This window comes from Streptomyces sp. NPDC054770, from assembly GCF_053611985.1.
This window is the reverse complement of the sequence record NZ_JBSHBL010000014.1, coordinates 1-18,997: the sequence shown is the minus strand read 5'-3', so window position 1 is coordinate 18,997 and position 18,997 is coordinate 1. Positions and strand designations below refer to the sequence as shown.

Sequence of the window (18,997 nt, the reverse complement as noted above, 5' to 3'; positions counted from 1 at the left end):
CGACGACGCCGCAGTCGACTGACGGCATATCGCGGCACTTCCGGCGAAGCGCTCAGGTACCGACCGCCCGGCGGGGGAGTGGTGAGGAGTAGACGACGCTCGTCGTCACCGAGCCCAGGGTGCCGATCCGGCCGGAGATCTCCTCCAGGTGGCGCATCGAGCGGGCGGTGACCTTGATGACGAAGCAGTCGTCGCCCGTGACGTGGTGCGCCTCCAGGATCTCGGGGGTGACGGCGACCAGGTCGTGGAAGGGCTTGTAGTTGCCGTTCGGGTAGCGCAGCCGGACGAAGGCGAGGATCGGCAGGCCCAGGCGCTCCGGGTCGACCACGGCCGCGTACCCCTGGATCACGCCCGTCTCCTCCAGTCGGCGCACCCGCTCGGTCACCGCGCTCGGGGACATCGCGACGGCACGGGCCAGCTCGGCGAAGCTGGCCCGGCCCTCGCGCTGGAGGACGTCGAGGATGCGGCGGTCGGTGGCGTCCGGGGAAAACTCGGTCATGGGGGAGGGATAACAGGGAATCCCCGGCCGGGCAAGGGCCGGGCCGGGGATCGAGCCTTCAGGGCGGCCGGTCGCCGCCGTAGATTTCCGGGTATGGAGATCCGCCGCACCGGCGGCAGCCGAAAGGGCCTCACATGACCGTTGCCACCGTCAACCCCGTCCTGCGCGTCGCGCCCGCCGCGCCCGCCGAGGCCGCCGCCCACTTCCGGGCGAGCCTCGTCTTCCATGCCGACGTCTCCGACGTGGCCGCCGCGCTGGCCGCCGGCGGTGACCCCGGCTTCGTCGTCCTGGACTCCCGCTCGACGGAGTCCTGGGACCAGGGCCACATCCCCGGGGCGATCCACCTGCCGACCGCGCTCGTCCCCGAGCAGGCGGCCCAACTCCTCGACAAGGCCGTGCCCGTGGTGACGTACTGCTGGGGTCCCGGCTGCAACGGCGCGACCCGCGCCGCCCTCGCGCTGGCCGAACTCGGCTACCGGGTCAAGGAGATGCTCGGCGGATTCGAGTACTGGGTGCGTGAGGGCTTCGAGTTCGAGACTTGGCAGGGGCGGGAACGGCGCGCCGCGGACCCGCTGACGGCACCCGTCGCGGGCGACTGCGGTTGCTGATTTCCGGAGGCGAACCTGTGCCGTCGCTGTCCGTGTAGGTTCACCCCCATGACTCGTTATGCGGATCCAGGCGCGGTGGAGTGGGTGGAGTCGGGCGGCGGCCCGCTGGTGGTGGTCCCGGAGACGGTCCTGCCGTTCTGGGCCGGCGCCGACAGCGAGGACCTGGCCACCGACTACGACCGGGCCTGTGAGGTCGACGGCTACGTCGGACTGCTTCCGGTCGGGGACAGCACGGCCCTGGTCCTCGGCGACGAACCCGCCTCGACGTCCTTCCTCCCGGACCACGGCACCTTCGTACGCTGGTCGGCCGCCAACTCGGAGGAGGAACTCCTGGCACAGGTGCCCGCCGCCCTCGACGGCGCCGTCTGGGAGAACGAGATCCGCTGGCATGTCCCGGGCCCCGTCGTCCTGTTCGACTCCGCCTGGCCGGGCGGCGAGGCCGAGGGCGGCGACCGCCTGCGGGTCCCGCTGGAACCCGGCGCCTACGCGGTGCGCGCCGCCTACACCAGACCCGGCCCGGAAACCTGGCTGGGTCTGGTGCAGTTGCGTCGGCTCCCGTCCTGACGAACCGTCACTTGATGCCGTCGAGCGCGATGTTCAGGTGCCGCGGACCGCGCAGCACCGCGTTCGGCCGGTACGGCGGCGGGTCCTCCACCAGCCGGGGGTTGTCGAGCCGGCGGGCCAGCTGGGACAGCGCGATCTGGGCCTCCAGGCGGGCCAGCGGGGCACCGAAGCAGCTGTGGATGCCGCTGCCGAAGCCGAGGTGCTGGATGTCCTGGCGGTCCGGGTCGAAGCGGTCGGGATCCGTGAACCGGTGCGGGTCCCGGTTGCCCGCGCCCAGCACGAACCAGATGCGCGAACCCTTGGGGATGGTGACCCCGTGCACCTCCAGGTCGGCGATGCAGGTGCGCTGCGGCAGCAACTGCACCGGCGGCTCGTAGCGCAGCAACTCCTCCACGATCCGCACCGACAGCCCCGGGTCGTCGCGCAGCCGCTCCAGGTACTGCGGGTACCGCAGCAGCGTCAGCATGCCGTTGGTGATCAGGTTGACCGTCGTCTCGTGGCCGGCGATGAGCAGCAGCACCGAGGTGCTGAGCACCTCCATGGTCGTCATGGCGCCGTCCGGACCGTGACTGTGCACCAGGTCCGACAGCATGTCGTCGCGGGCTTCCTTGTGGCGCTGCTCCACCAGCCCGTTCAGGTACATGCCGAGCTGGAGCCGGGCCTCCTGCGCGGCCTTCTCCGACTCGGCGGACGTGCGGCTGTCGGGGTCGAGACCGGCGACGATCGGGTCGACCCAGGCCCGGAAGCGGGGCTCGTCCTCGCGCGGCACGCCCAGCAGCCGGCAGATCACGGTGACCGGGAAGGGGTACGCGACCTGGTCGACCAGGTCGAACTCCCGTGCGTCCCCGAGGCCGTCGATCAGCCCGGTGACGATCTCCTCCAGCTCGCCCCGCATGTTGTCGATCCGGTGCGGCTGGTGCGGCGGCCCGAAGGAGCTGTTGGCGATCCGGCGCAGCCGGTCGTGCTCCGGCGGGTCGAGCCGGATGAAGCTCGGCGGCAGCCCCGTCGCCTCCGGCCCGGACAGCTCGTCCGCACCGGGGGCGGCCAGGTTGGCGGCGTCGGAGCTGATCCGCGGATCGTGGAGCAGCGCTTCGATGTCGTGGTAGGTGCTGATGATGTAGGGGCCGTCCTCCTCCTCGTGCAGCACCGGCGTCTTGCGGAGTTCCTCGTACAGCGGGTACGGGTTGGCGCGGTTCGCGAAGTCGGTGATCTGGCGCAACATCGAGGTCTGCGTCATGACAGTTCCTTGGAGCGTCGGGGCCGGGGCGCGGTCAGTGGCGGGCGGGGTGGAAGACCAGCTGCTGGTCGGTCGGCGAGTAGCCGCTCAGGGTCACCATGGGGCCGTGCGTCGGCAGGGCCGGGTCCGGGAAGTCGGAGTCGACCGGCACCCGTCCCTCGGGACGGCGGTCCACGGTCGGGAACTCCACCGGGAACGGTCCGCCCTTCTCGATCTGCCGCTGGTAGAACTCCAGCCACCGCGTGTTGTCGAAGCTCACCGCGGCGATCGTGCGGCCCTTGTGGCCGTACACCCCGACGAACCGGCGTTCGGCCAGCGAACCCTGCGTGATCATGATCTGGTCGCCCATCGGGGGCACCCCGACCGACTTGATGTTCACCCCGAACTGCGACGACCAGAACGCCGGCACCCACAGGTGCGGCTTCCGCTCGGCGCTCGGGCTGATCATGTTGTGCGCGGCGGTCTCGGCCTGGGCGACCGCGTTGCCCCAGTGCTCCAGGGACAGGAACTGGTAGCCGAACAGCGCGTGCGGGGACCGGGCGACATCGCCGGCGACGAAGATGTCGTCGGTGACGATGCCCCGGAAGTCGAAGGCACGGCAGCCCGCGTCGCAGGCGATGCCCCGCGGGCCCGCGCCGAGACCGGAGTCGGTCAGCCATTCGGTGTTGCGGGTCGCGCCGAGCGACACGATCACCACGTCCGCCTCGACGACGGACTCGTCGGACAGATGGACCGCCCGCACCCGTCCGGCCGGGTCGCCCTCCAGCGCGGTGACCATGACCCCGGTGCGCAGGTCCACCCCGTTCTCCCGTTGCATGTCGGCCGCGACCGCGCCGATCACCCCGCCGAGGGCGCCCACCAGCGGCGCGCCCGCGCGCTCCGCCACGGTGACCGCGATCCCCTGCTCCCGGCAGGCCGAGGCGATCTCCGACCCGGTGAACCCGGCGCCGATCACGAACACCCGGCGCGGTCCGGCCTTCAGCCGCCGCAGCAGCGCGGCCGCGTCGTCCCGGGTGCGCAGCGTGAACACGCCCTCCAGACGGGCCTCGTCCTCCTTGGGCCAGGGCCGGGCCCGCACTCCGGTCGCGATCAGCAGCCGGTCGTACTCGACCTCGTCGCCGTCGGCCAGCCTGACCCGCCTGGCCTCGACGTCGAGACCCGCCGCCGCGACGCCCAGCCGCCACTTCGCGTCGACCTCCCGGCGGTGCGGCAGCGCGGTGTGGTGCGGGGCCGCCCTGCCGAGCAGCACCGCCTTGGACAGCGGCGGCCGGTCGTAGGGCTCGTACGGCTCGTCACCGATCATGGTGAGTTCGCCGGCGAACCCCTCGGCGCGCAGCGTCTCGGCACCCCGCAGCCCGGCCAGCGAGGCACCCACGATCACGATCCGGCCCTCGCGCCGCAGCCAGTCGAGATAGTCAGTGGGCGGCATCAGAAGTCCCTCCCGCGAATCCGTCCAGGCCGTCGGCGGTGATCGCCTGCACCGGGCAGGCGGCCACGGCGCGCGCCACCCGCTCCCGCTGCTCCTGCTCGGCCTGCGGGTTGTAGACGAGCGACTCCTCGCCGTGCATGGCGAAGACGTCCGGCGCGAGGAACGCGCACTGCGCGTATCCCTGACATCTGTTGAGGTCGACGACAAGACGCATCATGGCTCCGCCCTTCCGGTGGCCAGGTCCGGTGCGTACCGCGGTCCGTCAGTCCAGTCTCGGACGGCGGAGAACTCCCCGCACGCCAGCATGGGAGCCCTGCCCCGCCGCCGCGCGCCGGGCCCGCCGATCGGGTGAGCCGTCAGGCCGCCGGGGTCGCCGGTGCCACCGGGGCCGCGGCGGAGCGGCGGAAGCTCTCCATGACGATGTACGCACTGAGCAGCAGCGACCAGGCCGGGAACGCCAATTCGGCCCAGGGCACCGCGCCCGACACGAACAGCAGGACCAGGGTGGTCAGGAAGCCCAGCAGCGTGAGCCAGCGCGGCAGGATGCCCAGCCGGTGCCCGATCACCGACGCGGAACAGACGAAGACGGCCGCCATCCGCATCGCGTACCCGGTCATCAGCGTGTATGCCAGGTGCTGGCCGAAGTCCCAGGTGGGCCGGGACGGTGAGGTGCCCGCCGGATGAGCGGTGTCGAGCACGGCCGCGGCCGCCGCGGCGGCGCCGAACATCGTGGCCGTGAAGACCAGGCCGCTGCCGAGGAACACGGTGGCCATGAACCGGTCCTCGGCGTCGCCGACATGCGAGCGGACGGCGCCGACGAACCACAGGAAGAAGATGCCGGCGAACGGCACCAGCAGGAGAGCCGCGCGGACGGCGCTGCGCTGGGTGGGATCCGCCTGCCGGGTGGTGACCGCGTCGGCGCCCTCCGGGATGCCCAGCCGGATCAGCACCATGGCGGCGGCGAGCAGCAGCGCGAAGACGATCCCGGCCACGCCGGCCGCGCGCGGGGTCTGCAACGGCTGCCCTGGGGGCGTGGAGGTCGGCATGCGCGGCTCGCTTCCTGTGTCCGGTGGCCCCCGGGCACCAGCAAGCCTCCTGCCACCGGCCCCCGCCACCGGAACACCCCCGAACGGCAGACCGGCGTCAACCCGGTCCTGCCGCCCGACGGGCGGCAGGACCGGACCGTACCGTCAGAGCTGCGACAACTCGTCCACCAGGTCGTCCAGGCCCAGCGAGCCCTGGGACAGGGCCGCCATGTGCCAGGACTTGAGGTCGAAGCCGGCGCCCTGCCGCTCGCGGGCCTTCTCCCGGCCCAGCAGCCAGGCCCGCTCGCCCAGCTTGTAGCCGATGGCCTGTCCCGGCATGGACAGGTAGCGGGTCAGCTCGCTCTCCACGAAGTCCGCGGGCCGGCTGCTGTGCGCGCCGAAGAACTCCTGCGCCAGCGCGGGCGTCCAGCGCTCCCCGGGGTGGAAGGGGGAGTCGTCCGGGATCGTCAGCTCCAGGTGCATGCCGATGTCGATGATGACCCGCGCGGCCCGCATCATCTGCGCGTCCAGGTAGCCGAGGCGGCGCTCCGGGTCGGTGAGGAAGCCCAGCTCGTCCATCAGCCGCTCCGCGTACAGCGCCCAGCCCTCGGCGTTGGCGCTGACCATGCCCACGCTGGCCTGGTAGCGGGAGAGGTTCTCGGCGATGTGCTTCCACTGCGCCAGCTGCAGGTGGTGGCCGGGCACGCCCTCGTGGTACCAGGTCGAGACGAGGTCGTAGACCGGGAACCGGGTCTGGCCCATGGTCGGCAGCCAGGTGATGCCCGGGCGCGAGAAATCGTCCGACGGCGGCGTGTAGTACGGCGCCGCCGCGCTGCCGGGCGGAGCGATCCGGGACTCCACCCGGCGCACCCGCTCGGCCAGGTCGAAGTGGGTGCCGTCGAGCTTCTCGATGGCCTCGTCCATCACCGACTGGAGCCAGGTCCGCACCTCGTCGACACCCTCGATGTGGGTGCCCTGCTCGTCCAGGTGCGCCAGCGCCACCCACGGCGTGGCCGCACCGGGCAGGATCTTCTCGGCCTCGGCCCTCATCTCGCCGAGCAGCCGGTGGTACTCGGACCAGCCGTACGCGTACGCCTCGTCGAGATCGAGGTCGGTGCCGTTGAAGTAGCGCACCCAGCGGGCGTAGCGCTCCCGGCCCACCACGTCCGGCGCGCCCTCGATCGCGGGCGCGTACACGTCCCGCATCCAGTCGCGCAGCGCCAGCACGGCCCCGGTGGCGGAGCGGGACGCCTCGTCCAGCTCGGCGCGCAGCGCCTCGGGCCCGGACGCCGCGAACTGCTCGAACCAGCCCTTGCCGTCGCCTGTGTCGGCCCACTCGCCCAGCTGTCCGACGAAGGTCGCGGTGGCGCGCGGACCGGCGTACAGCTTGCGGTCCAGGCCGAGTTCGAGGGACTGCCGGTAGCCCTCCAGCGCGGCCGGCACCGCGCGCAGCCGTTCGGCGACCGCCGTCCAGTCCTCCTCGGTGGCGGTCGGCGTCACCGTGAACACCTGGCGCACCGCGTGCGCGATCGAGCTCAGGTTGCTGACGGAACGCAGGCTCTCGTCGGCCTCGTGCACGGCGAGGGAGGCGTTGAGCCGCTCCCGCAGCAGACGCGCGCAGCGACGCTCGATGTCACTGTCGGCGCCGGGCTGCCGCTCGGCCTCGTCGAGCTTGGCGAGGGTGTCGCGCTCCAGCCGGGCGAGCGTCTCCGCGCCGGCCGGCGAGGTGTCGGGCAGGCGGCTCGAACTCTCCTTGTCGCCGAGGAAGGTACCGGTGATCGGATCGAGGGCGATGAGCTCGTCGACGTAGGTGTCGGCGACCTGACGGGGCAGCGGGCTGTTGGTCTGTGACATGCGGTCCATCCTCGTACGGCGGACCACCGCGCGTCACGGGGATTGGGCCGACGACACCGGCGGAAGCAGCGGCCCGCACTCCCACTGCTGGAAGATCAGCCGGGTCTCCACCCGGGCGACCTCGCGGCGGGCCGTGAACTCGTCCAGGACCAGCCGTTGCAGGTCCGCCATGTCCGCCACGGCCACATGCACCAGGTAGTCGTCGGGACCGGTCAGATGGAACACCGTCCGCGACTCCGGCAGCGCCCGGATCCGCTCCACGAACGGTCCCACCAACTCCCGCCGGTGCGGCCTGACCTGCACCGAAAGCAGCGCCTCCAGACCGCGCCCGAGCTTGGCCGGATCGAGCTCCAGACGGTGCCCGAGGATCACCCCGGAGCGGCGCAGCCGGGTCACCCGGTCCAGACAGGTCGACGGCGCCACGCCTACCTGGGCGGCGAGATCGCGGTAGGTGGTCCGGGCGTCGTTCTGAAGCAGCCGCAGCAGATGCAGATCGACCGGATCCAGTACGACAGAATCGGTCATGGGCCGAACGTAGCACGGCGTTCACCCCGTCTGTTCCGTCGGATGTTCACCCTACGGCCATGGACTCAGCGAACACCTACGACGACCCCGCGGTGCCCGTCCGCGGCCACGCCTCCCGCGCACCGCGCGCCCTGGCCACCGAGGCCGTGCACGCCGGCCGCGACGACCTCGCCCGCCAGGGCCTGCACGCCCCGCCGATCGACCTGTCCACCACCTACCCGTCGTACGACAGCCGCGCCGAGGCCGCCCGGATCGACGCCTTCGCCGCCGACGGCGCGGAACCCGCGGGACCGCCGGTCTACGGACGCCTCGGCAACCCGACGGTCGCCCGCTTCGAGACCGCCCTGGCCCGCCTCGAAGGCACCGGGTCCGCGGTCGCCTTCGCCAGCGGCATGGCCGCCCTGTCCGCCGTCCTCCTCGCCCGCGCGTCGACCGGCCTGCGCCATGTCGTGGCCGTACGGCCCCTGTACGGGAGCAGCGACCACCTCCTCACCGCCGGTCTCCTCGGCACCGAGGTCACCTGGACCGACCCGGCCGGCATCACCGACGCGCTGCGCCCCGACACCGGCCTTGTGCTGGTCGAGTCCCCGGCCAACCCGACCCTCGCCGAAATCGACCTGCGCGCCGTCGCCCACGCCTGCGGCACGGTGCCGCTGCTCGCCGACAACACCTTCGCCACCCCCGTCCTGCAACGCCCCGCCGAACTCGGCGCCCGGCTGGTGCTGCACAGCGCCACCAAGTACCTCGGCGGCCACGGCGACGTGCTGGCCGGGGTGGTGGCCTGCGACGAGGAGTTCGCCGGACAGCTCAGGAAGATACGCTTCGCGACCGGCGGCGTCCTGCACCCACTGGCCGGCTACCTGCTGCTGCGCGGCCTCTCCACACTCCCGGTCCGGGTCCGCGCCGCCTCCGCCACCGCCGCCGAACTGGCCCACCGCCTCACCGCCGACCCGCGCGTCGCCCGCGTCCACTACCCGCGGCTGGGCGGCGCGATGATCGCCTTCGAGGTCTACGACGACCCGCACGAGGTCATCTCCCGGGTACGCCTGATCACCCCCGCCGTCAGCCTCGGCAGCGTCGACACCCTCATCCAGCACCCGGCGTCCATCAGCCACCGCGTGGTGGCCGAGGACGACCGCCACGGCGCCGGGGTGAGCGACCGGCTGCTGCGCCTGTCGGTGGGCCTGGAGGACATCGACGACCTCTGGTCCGACCTGGACCGGGCACTGGGGGTGCTGTAGCGCCCCGTCAGGTGTAGCGCCCCGTCAGGGGCGCGGGGAACTGCGAGAGCAGCCACCCCGAACCCGCAGCCGCCGCGCAGTCCGCAGCCCCTACGGCGCTTAGGCCATCCCACTCTCCCCCGCACCGGAAAGCCACCCCACGGCACTCACGGCGCCCCCCGGCTCCGCCGCAAGCCGCGCCGTGATGACCAACGTCCCCTCCTCGATCTGATAGTCCAACGGCAACCCCAGCCCCCGCATCGCCGCCACCATCCCCGTGTTGGACGCCTGCGTCACCGCGTACACGCTCTCGCAGCCCGCCTCGACGGCCATCCCCACCAGCCGGGTCAGCAACTCGCCGCCGACGCCGCGCCGCTGCCAGGCGTCCTCCACGAGCAGCGCCACCTCCGTCTCGTCCCCGTCCCACAGCAGATGCCCGAGGCCGACGATCCGGCCCGACGCGGTCTGCACGGCCAGCGTCCGCCCGAAGCGCGGGCTGAGCAGGTGGTTCAGGTACCGGTCGGCGTCCCCGACCGGCCCGTGGTAGCGCAGCCCCAGCGTCCGCGTCGAGCAGCGCTCGTGCATCGCCTTCGCCGCCTCGATGTCACCGGTGTCGGCCCGGCGCACGGTGATCGCCTCGCCCGCGGACAACGCGATCACGTCCTGGCTGCGCGGGATGCGCGGCCCGAGCCGGGCGTCCAGTTCCACCAGCGCCCGCGCCCGCGCGAACTCGGTCGGCGTGAACGGGAGATACGGCCGTTCCACGGTGATCACTCCCCCCTCCGGCGCACGCAACCGCATCACGGTGTCCTCCAGAGCCCCTTCGACGGGAACCGTCTCGGGGCTCCGGGCCCCGCCGACCGGGTGGGCGGGGAGCGAGCGGATCGTGCACCTCCCCAACAACTGCCGGAGGGCCAGCGGAAGTTCCGCCGCGTCGAGTGCGGTTCGGGTGGCCAGGCCCAGGACCCGGGTCGGGGCGTCCACCAGGTCGTGGGCGTCGGCCCGCTCGATCCAGGTGTCCGTGCCCCCGGCCTTCGCGACCGCCCGCGTGATCTCGCCGGCGACCAGCTCGCCCGGGGCCCGCAGCAGGAACTCGTCCACCGTGCCGTCGGCCAGCGGATGCGTCTGCAGGCTCAGGATGTCCACCCGGTACCCGGCGAGCGCCGCGCACAGCGCCGCCAGCGAACCGGGCTCGTCCCGCACCGTCGTCCGCAGCCGCCACAGCGTGCTCGCCCGGTCCCCGGTCCCCGAGGTGTCCGCGCCGGGCCCGGCCTGCCGTGTCTCGGTGACGGCAGGCCGGGCGCCGGTATCGGTATCCGTCACCGGCGGTGCATGACCTGGGCGCCTCGCCCACCAGACATGGAAGCCCGCCGTCGCCGCCAGCACCAGCGCCGAGATCATCAGCAGTGCCGGACCGTCGGGCCCGTGCCCGATCAGATTGGCCACCGCGTCCGCCACCGCGACGGCCGTGAACAGGGCGGCGAGTTCGACGACGTCCCGGCGCCAGTGGTGCACGGGGCGTCCGTTCCGTGCTCGTGTCACATCAGACATGTCTCGATTCATGCAGCCACTGTGAAGCAACGGTGTTGCGTGATCACGAACGCTCTGTGACCGATGGGTAAAGCATGCTTACGTTCTTTTTGTGTCGTTTTCAACAGTTGCCGATGCCTGTGAAATGACCGGTTCCTGCCCCTCTCAGGCGGCCGCCGCCATGGCCAGCGCGTCCCGCAGCCGACGGGCCTGGACCACCAGCCGGGCCGAGCCGCGCCGGTCCGCGGCCCCGGAGAGATGGGGCAGTTCACCTCCGGCGCCGGACCGCTCTGCGCAGTCGGCGGCGACCGAGAGCAGCTCCCCGAGCCCACGGGCCGTCCCCGAGGCACCGGGGGCACCCGAGGCACCCGCGGTCCCCCCGGTCGCGAGGTCGGCGAGCAGCACGGGCAGGGTGTGCCGGAGCATCTCCCATATCGTGGCGTCGGCCCCCGTGGCCGCCGCCGTCCGGGCCGACTCCGCCAGCCGCAGCGGCTTCACCGCACCGCGCCGGACCAGCCGGCCGAGGTCGGCACCCAGCCGCTCCGCGTCCAGCTGCCCGCGCGCGGCCAGCACCAGCAGCGCGTCCACCGCGGCCAGCCGGTCCTCCGGATGCCGGGCGCCCAGCCCGTACGCCACGCACAGGTGCGTGCTCTCGCCCGCGACCCCGCCGGACTCGGCGAGCAGCGGAAGGACGGCGGCCACGCCCCGCGCGTCGTCCAGGGCGGCCTCGGAGAGATCGTGCACCAGCCGTACGGCGACGAGTTCGCGCAGCTCCGGGAGTGCGGCCAGCCAGTGCTGGTGGTTCTCCTGGCCCCAGTGGTAGCAGTACCGGACCGCGTCGGACACCGTGAACGGCCGGCCGAGCCGCCGGAACGCGTCGGGGAAGTCCGTCTGGAGTTCCATGACCTCGCCGGACTCGATCAGGATGCGCGGCCCCGATGTCCGGCGGTCGCAGCCGGGCAGGGCGGGCTCGCCGGCGGACAGCCGGCGGGCGAGCCGCTCGCCCTCCGGCGTGCCGAGTTCGCTCGCGCGCCCGGCGGCGGCCAGGGCCGCCGTACGGTCCTCGCGCCGGACCCGCAACAGGGCCTGGGCGAAGTCGACCTCGCCCACCCGGGCGCCCAGGCGACGGTAGGTGTCGAGCCGGTCGACGAGCTCGGCCGGCTCCAGGAGCCCGGTGCTCCACGACGGTGTGGCCAGGAGCAGCGGCTGTGGGTCCGTGCGTATCCGGTAGGCCAGTTCACGCAGCCGGACGTCGTGGATCCGGGAGAACCCGTGGCGCGCGCACTCGTGGTCGGCCGGACCGCCGCGCAGCCCGGCGAGCAGGGTGTCCGTGCGCACGGCCCCGTACAGCGTGGCCAGGATCAGTTCGAGACCGCCGTCGGTGGTGAGGAGGCCGCGCCGGGTGTGACCGAAGTGCTCCTCGGCGTGCTGTCGGCGGTGCGACTCGGGCTGCCACCACCAGCGGGTGGCCGCCACCGGTTCGAGCGCCTCCCGCAGCGCGTCCTGGCCGCGGTGGGCGTGCCGGGCCAGACCGTCCAGCGCCCGCTCGAACGCGGCCACGTCCCCGGCCCCTTCGGACGCCAGCAGGGCCGACACCTCCTCGGCGAGCTCCACGGCCGTATCGGGCGCGGCCGCGAGGCGGAACGGCTCCGGGGCCGGCGGCAGCACCTCCTGGTACGCCTCGGCCGCCGCCGCGGGCGCGATACCCAGCGCCGCGGCTGCCCGGACCCGCAGGACCGGGCTCAACTGCTCGGCCGCGACGGCGATGCCGGACCGGACCGCGGGCTCGCCGTCGAGCCGCTTCGCATGCCGCTCGACCAGCTTCAGCGCCCGCTCCTGCAACTGGGTGTCCTCGTGCCCGAACGCCCGGGCCACGGTCGGCAGCAGCTCCGCCGCCGCGGACGCGTCGCGGGCGAGCACCTTGCCGAGCAGCACCAGCTGGGCGCGCACCAGCTTCTTCTCGGTGCGGAACAGCAGCCCTTCGGAGGCCTCCGCGAGCTGTCGCGGGGTGAGGTCGCCGTCGAGCGCGAGGGTGCCGAGAACCGACTGGGCGTGGGTGGCGACCGGGGACGCGGCGTCCCGCGCCAGGGCCGTCCAGTCGGCGACGCGCTCGCGCACCTCGTCCCGGGTGAGGGCGAGCAGACCCAGCAGCGGCAGGAAGATCCGGTGGTCGGTCGGGCCGCCGCCGCGCAGCAGGCGGGCCACACAGGCGTCGACCACGGCCTTGCGCTCCAGCACGCCCGCGCCGGTCAGCTCCGCGAGGGCGCTCTGCCAGGAACCCGGGCCGTCGCCGAACAGCCAGCGGACCTCACCGAGATCGGAGAGCTCGAACAGGCCGTTCACCAGCGGTGCGAGGTCCGGCTCGGCACGCAGCCGGTCGACGAGGGACACGCGCCCCCAGCTGTGGCCGATGTGGCGGACCCAGCCGACCACATAGGCGTCCGTCACCGGCACCTCGCATCCCGAGCGCCGCACCAGCCCCGCCATCAGCGGGAACGGCACGTCCGCGGAGACCGGCCGCGCGGCCAGCCGACGGGCCACGTCGGCCTGCCAGCCGGTGTCCCGGTCCGCCAGCACCTTCAGCAGCAGGTCCGTCGGCGCCTGCCGCCAGCGCATGTCGGCCCCGGCGATCCAGGTCGCGGCCGCCGCGGCCCCCGAGTGGCACATGGCCCCGGCCACCTGGAGCGCCGGACAGCTGCGCTCGGACCGGTTCTCCCACGGCGCGGCCCGCAGCTCCTTGCGCAGGGCCTGCAACTCGGGGAGCAGTGCGCGTCGCTCGGCATCCGTCAACTTCTTCACCAGGAGGGCCGTCTCCCCGACGCGCCCCGCCCGCACCGCCTCCAGCACCGCACTCATCACGCACCCCCGCCGATCTCCGCCATGTCCTGTCCCATCTCGCGAGCCCCGTTCCGCTCCCCGTCGCGCTCCACCGCGGCCCCCCGCCGCACCATCCGCACGGCCAGCGCGTGCTTGCACGGACCGCGCCCGCCCCGGTACTTCGCCCACCACAGGCAACTGCAGCTCAGCACCCCCGCCGCGTCCCGCACCCGGTGCACATGACCGTCCTCCGCCGTCACCGTGCCCAGTTCGCCGTCCAGGGCCACCGCGCCCGCGGCAACCAGCGCCCGGGCCGAGCGCAGCCGGGGGTTGTGCCGCTCCACGCGCCCCGCGTCGTACGGCAGTTCGCGGTGGAAGTAGGCGGCTTCCGCCGTGTCGTAGCCGACGCGCCCCGAGGTACCGAGGCGGACCAGGGCCGCGCGGACCCGCTCCGGGGCGAGCCCGGAGGAGGCGGCCAGGTCGGCGACGTCGACGCGGGGCTCCCAGGCCAGCAGGACCGCGATCAGCTCCGCGTCCTCGGCGGCCTCGTCGGTGGCGAGCGCGTCCAGCACGCCGCCCTCACCCGAGAACCCCCGGGCGGCATCCGGCGACAGGGTCAGCGTGAGCCGCATGCCGGGCAGCACGACCTCCCAGGCCGCGGCCGTACCGGAGGCGGCGAGGGCGCCCTGCGGGCCGTAGACGCGCAGGGCCGTCGCATGGCGCAGCACCCGTTGCAGCGCGGCCAGCCGCTCCGGTCCCGGCAGGCACACCGCCCCCGGCACCGGGCGGGTCGTCGGCCGCAGCCCCCGGCCCACCGGTATCACCCAGCGGGGCCCGGCCACGCCCCGGCGCGCGGTGCCGGCGCGGGGGAGCGAGCGCAGGAACCGCACCGCCTCGTCCGCCGGCAGCTCGGCCCGCAGATCGAACCCGGCCGCTATGACCTGCGCCTCCGCGAAGCCGCGCAGCCAGCGGTCCGGGAGCGGGACCTTCTTCTCCACCACCGGGCCGTCCAGCGTGGTGACCGCCAACTCCTCGGGGCCGACCCGCAGATGGAGCGGATCGTCCGAGCCGATCCGGGAAAGCGCCTCCCGCAGCGGGTTGTTGACGTCCACGTTCGTGGTGCCGTGGCCCACCTCGCCGCCGTCCAGCCCCGGGCCGAGGACGTCCAGCCGGGCGTACACCCCGCCGCAGCCGGAGAAGGACTCGAAGCGCAGCCGGTCGCCGTTGCCCGTCACCACCGGGTCCAGCGAGGCGCGCAGCTGCGGCTGGTAGTACCGCGCGGCCGCCACGTCGGCCACCGCGAGCAGCCCGGCCGCGGCCACCTGAGGCGAGGTCAGGAAGCCCGCGAAGAACCGCGGATGGTCCTCGACCCCGGTGGGCGTCGCACCCCGTGAGGTCTCGAGACCCAGGTGGCGTCCGTCCGCGGCGGAGCGCAGCACGGAGGGTTGGCGATAGGCCACGGCCTGTGAAGATCGCGTCATGGGAAAACCGTAGAGGCGACCACTGACAATCCGTCCGACCTGCGAAAACGCTCCCGGCAGGCGAATTCGGGGAATGCGGCAGGGCCGCACACCGGGGGATGACGCCGGTGCACGGCCCTGTGACGAGGGTACGGGAGTTACTGGCCGACCCGGCCCGGCTGGAGGGTCTGGGTGAACAGCACGGTGCCGTCGTACTCGCGCAGACGCACCGTCAGTTCGCCGCTGTCACCGTCGATGTCGACCTCGCCGAAGAACTGGTAGCCCTCGGCGGGTGACACGTTCGAGGCGGTCGGCGCCTTGACGAACACCCGGTCGGGACCGAACGTACCGTCCAGCGCGTTGGCCGGGAAGGCACCGGCGTTCAGCGGGCCGGAGACGAACTCCCAGAACGGCGCGAAGTCCTTGAACGCGGCCCGCGACGGGTCGTAGTGCTGGGCCGAGGTGTGGTGGACGTCGGCCGTCAGCCACACCGTGCCGGTGATCTTCCGGTGCTTGATGTACCGCAGCAGCTCCGCGATCTGCAGCTCACGGCCGAGCGGCGCGCCCGGATCGCCCTGGGCGACGGCCTCGAAGTTCGCCTTGCCCTCGACCGGGTCGGGCACGACCAGCCCGAGCGGCATGTCCGCGGCGATCACCTTCCACACCGCACGCGACCGGGACAGCTCGCGCTTGAGCCAGGCCAGCTGCTCGGCACCCAGGATGCCCTGCGGGTCGGTGGTCTGGTCGTCGGGCGAGTTGGCGTCGCGGTAGGTCCGCATGTCCAGCACGAACACGTCGAGGAGCGGGCCGTGGTGGTGGACGCGGTAGATCCGGCCGTCCGGGCGGCCGCTGATCGTGGAGATCGGGAAGTACTCGGAGAACGCCCGCCGGGAGCGCACCGCCATGTCGTCCAGCCTGGTGCCGGCGGGGTAAGGGGTGCCGGTGCCGATGACCTCGCCCGGGTACCAGTTGTTGCGGACCTCGTGGTCGTCCCACTGGATGACGTTCGGCACCTGGGCGTTGAACCGGCGCAGTGCCTGGTCGAGCAGGTTGTAGCGGAAGTTGCCGCGGAAGTCGTCAAGGGTGACCGCGACATGGGACTTCGCCTCGGAGGTGACGTTGCGGTACAGGCTGCCGTCGGGCAGTGCCTGGGTCGCCGAGATGACGCCGTCGGCGTAGATGTTGTCACCGCTGCACAGGAAGAAGTCCGGGTCCAGCTTCGCCATCGCGTCGAAGATGCGGTAGCCGCCGATGGACTCGTTGATGCCCCAGCCCTGTCCGGCCAGGTCGCCGGACCACAGGAACTTCACGCCCTGACGCCGGCGGGCGGACGCCGTACGGAAGGTGCCGGTGACGGGCTCGCCGGTGCGGCGCGGGTCGTCGGGGTCGGCGAGCCGCACCCGGTAGTGGATCTGCTCGCCGGACGGCAGCCCGTGCAGCCGCGTGGTGCCGGTGAAGTCGCTGTCCGCGCCGAGCAGCGGGCCGTGCCAGCTGCGGGCGTTCCGGAACGACTCGGTGGCCGAGGTCTCCACGATCATCCGGGCCGGCCGGTCCGAACGGACCCACACCAGGCCGGAGTCGGCGGTCACGTCGCCCGCCTGGACGCCCCAGTCCGCACGGGGACGCCCGGACAGTGCGAACGCCGGCGCCGAACCGAACGCCGTGGGCAGGGTCAGGGCCGCCGACGCGGCGAGCGAGCCGCGCAGCACACTGCGGCGGGCGGGAAACGAAAGGGACATGGAAGGGGCCTCCAGGACGGGATCCGGCCAGTTGTGCACAGCCACAACTACTGGTGCGCCAAAGCGCACGCGGAAACCGAAGGTGAACAACTGACCGGCCCAGGGAACGTCACATGCCCAGGCCTCCGAGGTCTCCGAGGCCTTCCGCCATGAGCCGCACCCCCTTCCGGATCCGTGCCGCCGTGTGCACCGCCCCGGTCGTCGGAACGGGCTCCTACGGCCCCGCCCAGGCCGTCGGCGGAGCCCTGGTGGGCGCCGGGGTCGTCCTGGGCTCCGGCGCCCTGCCCCGCCTCGGCCGTCCGTCAGCGGCTGCCGTCGAGGATGACGCGGGCGACCAGCGCCGGGTCGTCGTTCATCGGGCAGTGGCCGCAGCCGGGCAGCCGGACCAGCCGGGCCTTGGGGATGATCTGCTTGGCCCGGACCCCTTGGCGGCGCACCAGCAGCATGTCCCGGGTGCCCCAGCCCACGGTGACCGGGATGCCGGGGACATCGTCGGTGAACTGGACGGCGGAGCCCGCCCGCAGGGTCTCGGCGAATCCGCTGGCCTGTGCGAGCGCCAGTGTCTCCGCGACCACGGCCTCGGGTGAACGGCGCGCCGGACGGGCGTAGATGGTGCTGGTCAGGGCCGTACGCCCGGCGGCCGACCGGGACAGCCGTTCGACCAGCGGGAGCGGCAGCCGCTCTGCGATCCGCCGCATGGCGATGAGGACGCCGAAGGCGTAGCGGCGCTCGGCCTGTGACCAGAAACCGGCGGGGGAGAGGGCGGTGACGGACCGTACGAGCTTCTCGCGGCCCAGTTCCAGCGCCAGCAGCCCGCCGAGCGAGTTGCCCGCCACGTGCGGCCGGTCCAGCCCCAGGGCCTCGAAGAGGGCGGCGAGCACGGCGTTGGTGGTCGGCAGGTCGTAGGCGAGGCCGTCGGGAAGGGCCGGGGAGGCGCCGAAACCGGGCAGATCCACGGCGATCACGTCCCGCTCGGTCGCGAGGATGTCCACCACGGGGTCCCAGGCCTGCCGGTGATGCCCTATGCCATGGATGAGGACCAGCGGTGCGCCGCGGCCCACGCGCGCGTACGAGACGGTCACATCCTCGCGGCCGAGCGCGGCCGGGGCTTTGAAGGAGACGGTGGCGGACATGGAGGCTCCTCGTCTGGGACTTCGGTGGACGCCGTAGACAGCTTGTCAGCAATTGCTACTCGCGGGTAGTCCCCGGTGGGGTGTGTCGTACGCCGGCGCGCCCCGTCGACGCGCGCCGGGTCGCTCGGCACCCGCACCGCCGGCCTCCGGCGATCCGCGGATCATTCTGTGACGGGGGTGCGGGCTGCGCCGCGATTCCTCCCCGACGTGCGGGAACGTGTCGGACGGGCCGGCCAGCTCCGAGCGGTTCTCGCGGTGCCACGGGAGCTTTGCCGCCATGTCACGAAAACGCACCCGCGCGAACGCCTCGTGAACGGTCTATGGCACCGCTTTCTATCCGTTGGCCAAGGGATCGAGGATTGGTCTTGACCAAGGGTGTGTACCGCCCTATGGTCGCAGATAAGTACAACAACCTTTAATAAACAAGGGCGCTGAAAAGCCGCCGGACCACGGCGATTGCGGAGGACAGGGTGGGGACCACGCAGCTGGAATCGGTGCCGGAACCGAAGTACTGGCATCTCAGGACCGTGCTCAGTGAGGCACTTGACTCGGAGTTCTCGGTCGGCGAGATCCTGCCCAACGAGCGCGACCTCGCCGCCCGCTTCGGCGTGGCCCGAGCCACCCTCCGCCAGGCTCTCGAACAGCTCGAACTGGAAGGCCGCCTCCAGCGCCGCCGCGGTGTCGGTACGACGGTCGCGCCCCCGCGCGTGGGCGTGGCGGTGGGCACCGAGCAGCACGCCTGGCCGGGTGCCCCCGGGGACGCCTGGCAGTCCGCCGACTGCGCCCTCGCGGTTCCGCCCGCCGCCGTCGCCGCCGCCCTGGAGACCGGCGCGGAGGAGCCCGTGCACATCGTGCGCCGCTCCCGCGTCTCGCACGGCCAGCCCGTCGCCGCCGAGCTGCTCTACATCCCGGCGGCCTCGGTCCCGGAGCTGACGGCGATCGACGCGCCGTCCGGAGCACCCCGCGCGCGTGCGGTCCTGCGCGAGCTCCAGCGACTGGAGCTGGAGGGCCAGGAGCGCGCCGTGGAGCTCGGCTCGGCCCGCGCGGACGACGCCAAGGAACTCGACCGTCTCCCCGGCGCGCCGGTGCTGGTCGTCACCACCCGCTACCTCGCCGACGGCCGCACCGCCGCGCTCTCCGTCGCCACCTACCGCGCGGACACCTGCCGGCTGACCTTCGGCGACACCGGCGGCGTGGAGATCCACCACGGCCCCGAGCGGCAGGCCTCCTAGCCACCGCGCCGGACGACCAGGCAGCGCCGGCGCCCCGGGGTCTCCGTGGGTGACCGGATCGTGCTGGTGCCCGGTATCGCCGCAGCGATCTGCGGGGTGTGGGAAACGGCGATCTTCGCGGTGCT

The 18,997-nt window shown here is 73.1% G+C and carries 16 protein-coding genes; 4 read left to right on the top strand and 12 right to left on the bottom strand.

What is annotated here, in order from left to right; genetic code table 11:
• Positions 1-52: 52 nt before the first annotated feature.
• Positions 53-499: an Lrp/AsnC family transcriptional regulator gene (locus ACWGKQ_RS15180; protein ID WP_453292373.1), complete on the bottom strand. Its 447-nt coding sequence runs from the start codon at positions 497-499 to the stop codon at positions 53-55.
• Between the two features lie 134 nt (positions 500-633).
• On the opposite strand from ACWGKQ_RS15180, the gene ACWGKQ_RS15175 reads away from it, so the two are divergent.
• Both ACWGKQ_RS15175 and ACWGKQ_RS15170 read left to right on the top strand, forming a co-directional pair.
• Positions 634-1,107, top strand: coding sequence for a rhodanese-like domain-containing protein (locus ACWGKQ_RS15175; RefSeq protein WP_453292372.1), 474 nt, complete (start codon positions 634-636; stop codon positions 1,105-1,107).
• Positions 1,108-1,155: 48 nt separating this feature from the next.
• Complete coding sequence (locus ACWGKQ_RS15170; protein ID WP_453292371.1) at positions 1,156-1,671, top strand: immunity 21 family protein; 516 nt, start codon at positions 1,156-1,158, stop codon at positions 1,669-1,671.
• 7 nt (positions 1,672-1,678) lie between these two features.
• On the opposite strand, the gene ACWGKQ_RS15165 is transcribed toward ACWGKQ_RS15170, so the two are convergent.
• The 6 genes from ACWGKQ_RS15165 to ACWGKQ_RS15140 form a co-directional block, all read right to left on the bottom strand.
• A complete protein-coding gene (locus ACWGKQ_RS15165) occupies positions 1,679-2,908 on the bottom strand; it encodes a cytochrome P450 (protein WP_453292370.1) in 1,230 nt (409 codons plus the stop codon).
• A gap of 34 nt (positions 2,909-2,942) precedes the next feature.
• Positions 2,943-4,337: an NAD(P)/FAD-dependent oxidoreductase gene (locus ACWGKQ_RS15160; RefSeq protein WP_453292369.1), complete on the bottom strand. Its 1,395-nt coding sequence runs from the start codon at positions 4,335-4,337 to the stop codon at positions 2,943-2,945.
• The gene (locus tag ACWGKQ_RS15155; RefSeq protein WP_217551899.1) at positions 4,324-4,551 is read right to left on the bottom strand and encodes a ferredoxin; all 228 of its coding nucleotides are present in this window, start codon (positions 4,549-4,551) and stop codon (positions 4,324-4,326) included. The genes ACWGKQ_RS15160 and ACWGKQ_RS15155 overlap by 14 nt, the downstream gene beginning before the upstream one ends.
• Before the next feature lie 142 nt (positions 4,552-4,693).
• Positions 4,694-5,383, bottom strand: a complete 690-nt coding sequence (locus ACWGKQ_RS15150) for a hypothetical protein (RefSeq protein WP_453292368.1) — start codon at positions 5,381-5,383, stop codon at positions 4,694-4,696.
• A 144-nt stretch (positions 5,384-5,527) separates the two neighbouring features.
• Positions 5,528-7,216 (bottom strand): DUF885 domain-containing protein, encoded by a 1,689-nt coding sequence (locus tag ACWGKQ_RS15145; RefSeq protein WP_453292367.1) that lies wholly within the window; start codon positions 7,214-7,216, stop codon positions 5,528-5,530.
• A 33-nt stretch (positions 7,217-7,249) separates the two neighbouring features.
• On the bottom strand, positions 7,250-7,741 hold the full coding sequence (locus ACWGKQ_RS15140) for an Lrp/AsnC family transcriptional regulator (RefSeq protein ID WP_453292366.1): 492 nt from the start codon (positions 7,739-7,741) through the stop codon (positions 7,250-7,252).
• A gap of 59 nt (positions 7,742-7,800) precedes the next feature.
• Here ACWGKQ_RS15140 and ACWGKQ_RS15135 point away from each other — a divergent pair, with 59 nt between their 5' ends.
• Positions 7,801-8,982, top strand: coding sequence for a trans-sulfuration enzyme family protein (locus ACWGKQ_RS15135; RefSeq protein ID WP_453292365.1), 1,182 nt, complete (start codon positions 7,801-7,803; stop codon positions 8,980-8,982).
• Positions 8,983-9,081: 99 nt separating this feature from the next.
• Here the strand turns inward: ACWGKQ_RS15135 and ACWGKQ_RS15130 are convergent, their stop codons facing one another.
• The 5 genes from ACWGKQ_RS15130 to ACWGKQ_RS15110 all read right to left on the bottom strand — a co-directional run bounded on the left by ACWGKQ_RS15130 (position 9,082) and on the right by ACWGKQ_RS15110 (position 17,640).
• A complete protein-coding gene (locus tag ACWGKQ_RS15130) occupies positions 9,082-10,476 on the bottom strand; it encodes an N-acetyltransferase family protein (protein WP_453292496.1) in 1,395 nt (464 codons plus the stop codon).
• A 180-nt stretch (positions 10,477-10,656) separates the two neighbouring features.
• Positions 10,657-13,347 (bottom strand): DUF7825 domain-containing protein, encoded by a 2,691-nt coding sequence (locus ACWGKQ_RS15125; RefSeq protein ID WP_453292364.1) that lies wholly within the window; start codon positions 13,345-13,347, stop codon positions 10,657-10,659.
• Positions 13,347-14,789, bottom strand: a complete 1,443-nt coding sequence (locus tag ACWGKQ_RS15120) for an SWIM zinc finger family protein (protein ID WP_453292363.1) — start codon at positions 14,787-14,789, stop codon at positions 13,347-13,349. The genes ACWGKQ_RS15125 and ACWGKQ_RS15120 overlap by 1 nt, the downstream gene beginning before the upstream one ends.
• Before the next feature lie 137 nt (positions 14,790-14,926).
• Positions 14,927-16,507 (bottom strand): alkaline phosphatase D family protein, encoded by a 1,581-nt coding sequence (locus ACWGKQ_RS15115; protein ID WP_453292362.1) that lies wholly within the window; start codon positions 16,505-16,507, stop codon positions 14,927-14,929.
• A gap of 302 nt (positions 16,508-16,809) precedes the next feature.
• Entirely contained in the window at positions 16,810-17,640 is an 831-nt protein-coding gene (locus ACWGKQ_RS15110; RefSeq protein WP_453292361.1) for an alpha/beta fold hydrolase, read from the bottom strand.
• 470 nt (positions 17,641-18,110) lie between these two features.
• Between ACWGKQ_RS15110 and ACWGKQ_RS15105 the strand changes: the two genes are divergently transcribed.
• The gene (locus ACWGKQ_RS15105; RefSeq protein ID WP_453292360.1) at positions 18,111-18,872 is read left to right on the top strand and encodes a GntR family transcriptional regulator; all 762 of its coding nucleotides are present in this window, start codon (positions 18,111-18,113) and stop codon (positions 18,870-18,872) included.
• Positions 18,873-18,997: the final 125 nt, after the last annotated feature.

Excerpts from the sequence above, each read along its gene's own strand:
- ACWGKQ_RS15180 (WP_453292373.1), bottom strand. The coding sequence starts at position 499 with ATGACCGAGTTTTCCCCGGACGCCACCGACCGCCGCATCCTCGACGTC.
- ACWGKQ_RS15175 (WP_453292372.1), top strand. The coding sequence starts at position 634 with ATGACCGTTGCCACCGTCAACCCCGTCCTGCGCGTCGCGCCCGCCGCG.
- ACWGKQ_RS15170 (WP_453292371.1), top strand. The coding sequence starts at position 1,156 with ATGACTCGTTATGCGGATCCAGGCGCGGTGGAGTGGGTGGAGTCGGGC.
- ACWGKQ_RS15165 (WP_453292370.1), bottom strand. The coding sequence starts at position 2,908 with ATGACGCAGACCTCGATGTTGCGCCAGATCACCGACTTCGCGAACCGC.
- ACWGKQ_RS15160 (WP_453292369.1), bottom strand. The coding sequence starts at position 4,337 with ATGCCGCCCACTGACTATCTCGACTGGCTGCGGCGCGAGGGCCGGATC.
- ACWGKQ_RS15155 (WP_217551899.1), bottom strand. The coding sequence starts at position 4,551 with ATGCGTCTTGTCGTCGACCTCAACAGATGTCAGGGATACGCGCAGTGC.
- ACWGKQ_RS15150 (WP_453292368.1), bottom strand. The coding sequence starts at position 5,383 with ATGCCGACCTCCACGCCCCCAGGGCAGCCGTTGCAGACCCCGCGCGCG.
- ACWGKQ_RS15145 (WP_453292367.1), bottom strand. The coding sequence starts at position 7,216 with ATGTCACAGACCAACAGCCCGCTGCCCCGTCAGGTCGCCGACACCTAC.
- ACWGKQ_RS15140 (WP_453292366.1), bottom strand. The coding sequence starts at position 7,741 with ATGACCGATTCTGTCGTACTGGATCCGGTCGATCTGCATCTGCTGCGG.
- ACWGKQ_RS15135 (WP_453292365.1), top strand. The coding sequence starts at position 7,801 with ATGGACTCAGCGAACACCTACGACGACCCCGCGGTGCCCGTCCGCGGC.
- ACWGKQ_RS15125 (WP_453292364.1), bottom strand. The coding sequence starts at position 13,347 with ATGAGTGCGGTGCTGGAGGCGGTGCGGGCGGGGCGCGTCGGGGAGACG.
- ACWGKQ_RS15120 (WP_453292363.1), bottom strand. The coding sequence starts at position 14,789 with ATGACGCGATCTTCACAGGCCGTGGCCTATCGCCAACCCTCCGTGCTG.
- ACWGKQ_RS15115 (WP_453292362.1), bottom strand. The coding sequence starts at position 16,507 with ATGTCCCTTTCGTTTCCCGCCCGCCGCAGTGTGCTGCGCGGCTCGCTC.
- ACWGKQ_RS15110 (WP_453292361.1), bottom strand. The coding sequence starts at position 17,640 with ATGTCCGCCACCGTCTCCTTCAAAGCCCCGGCCGCGCTCGGCCGCGAG.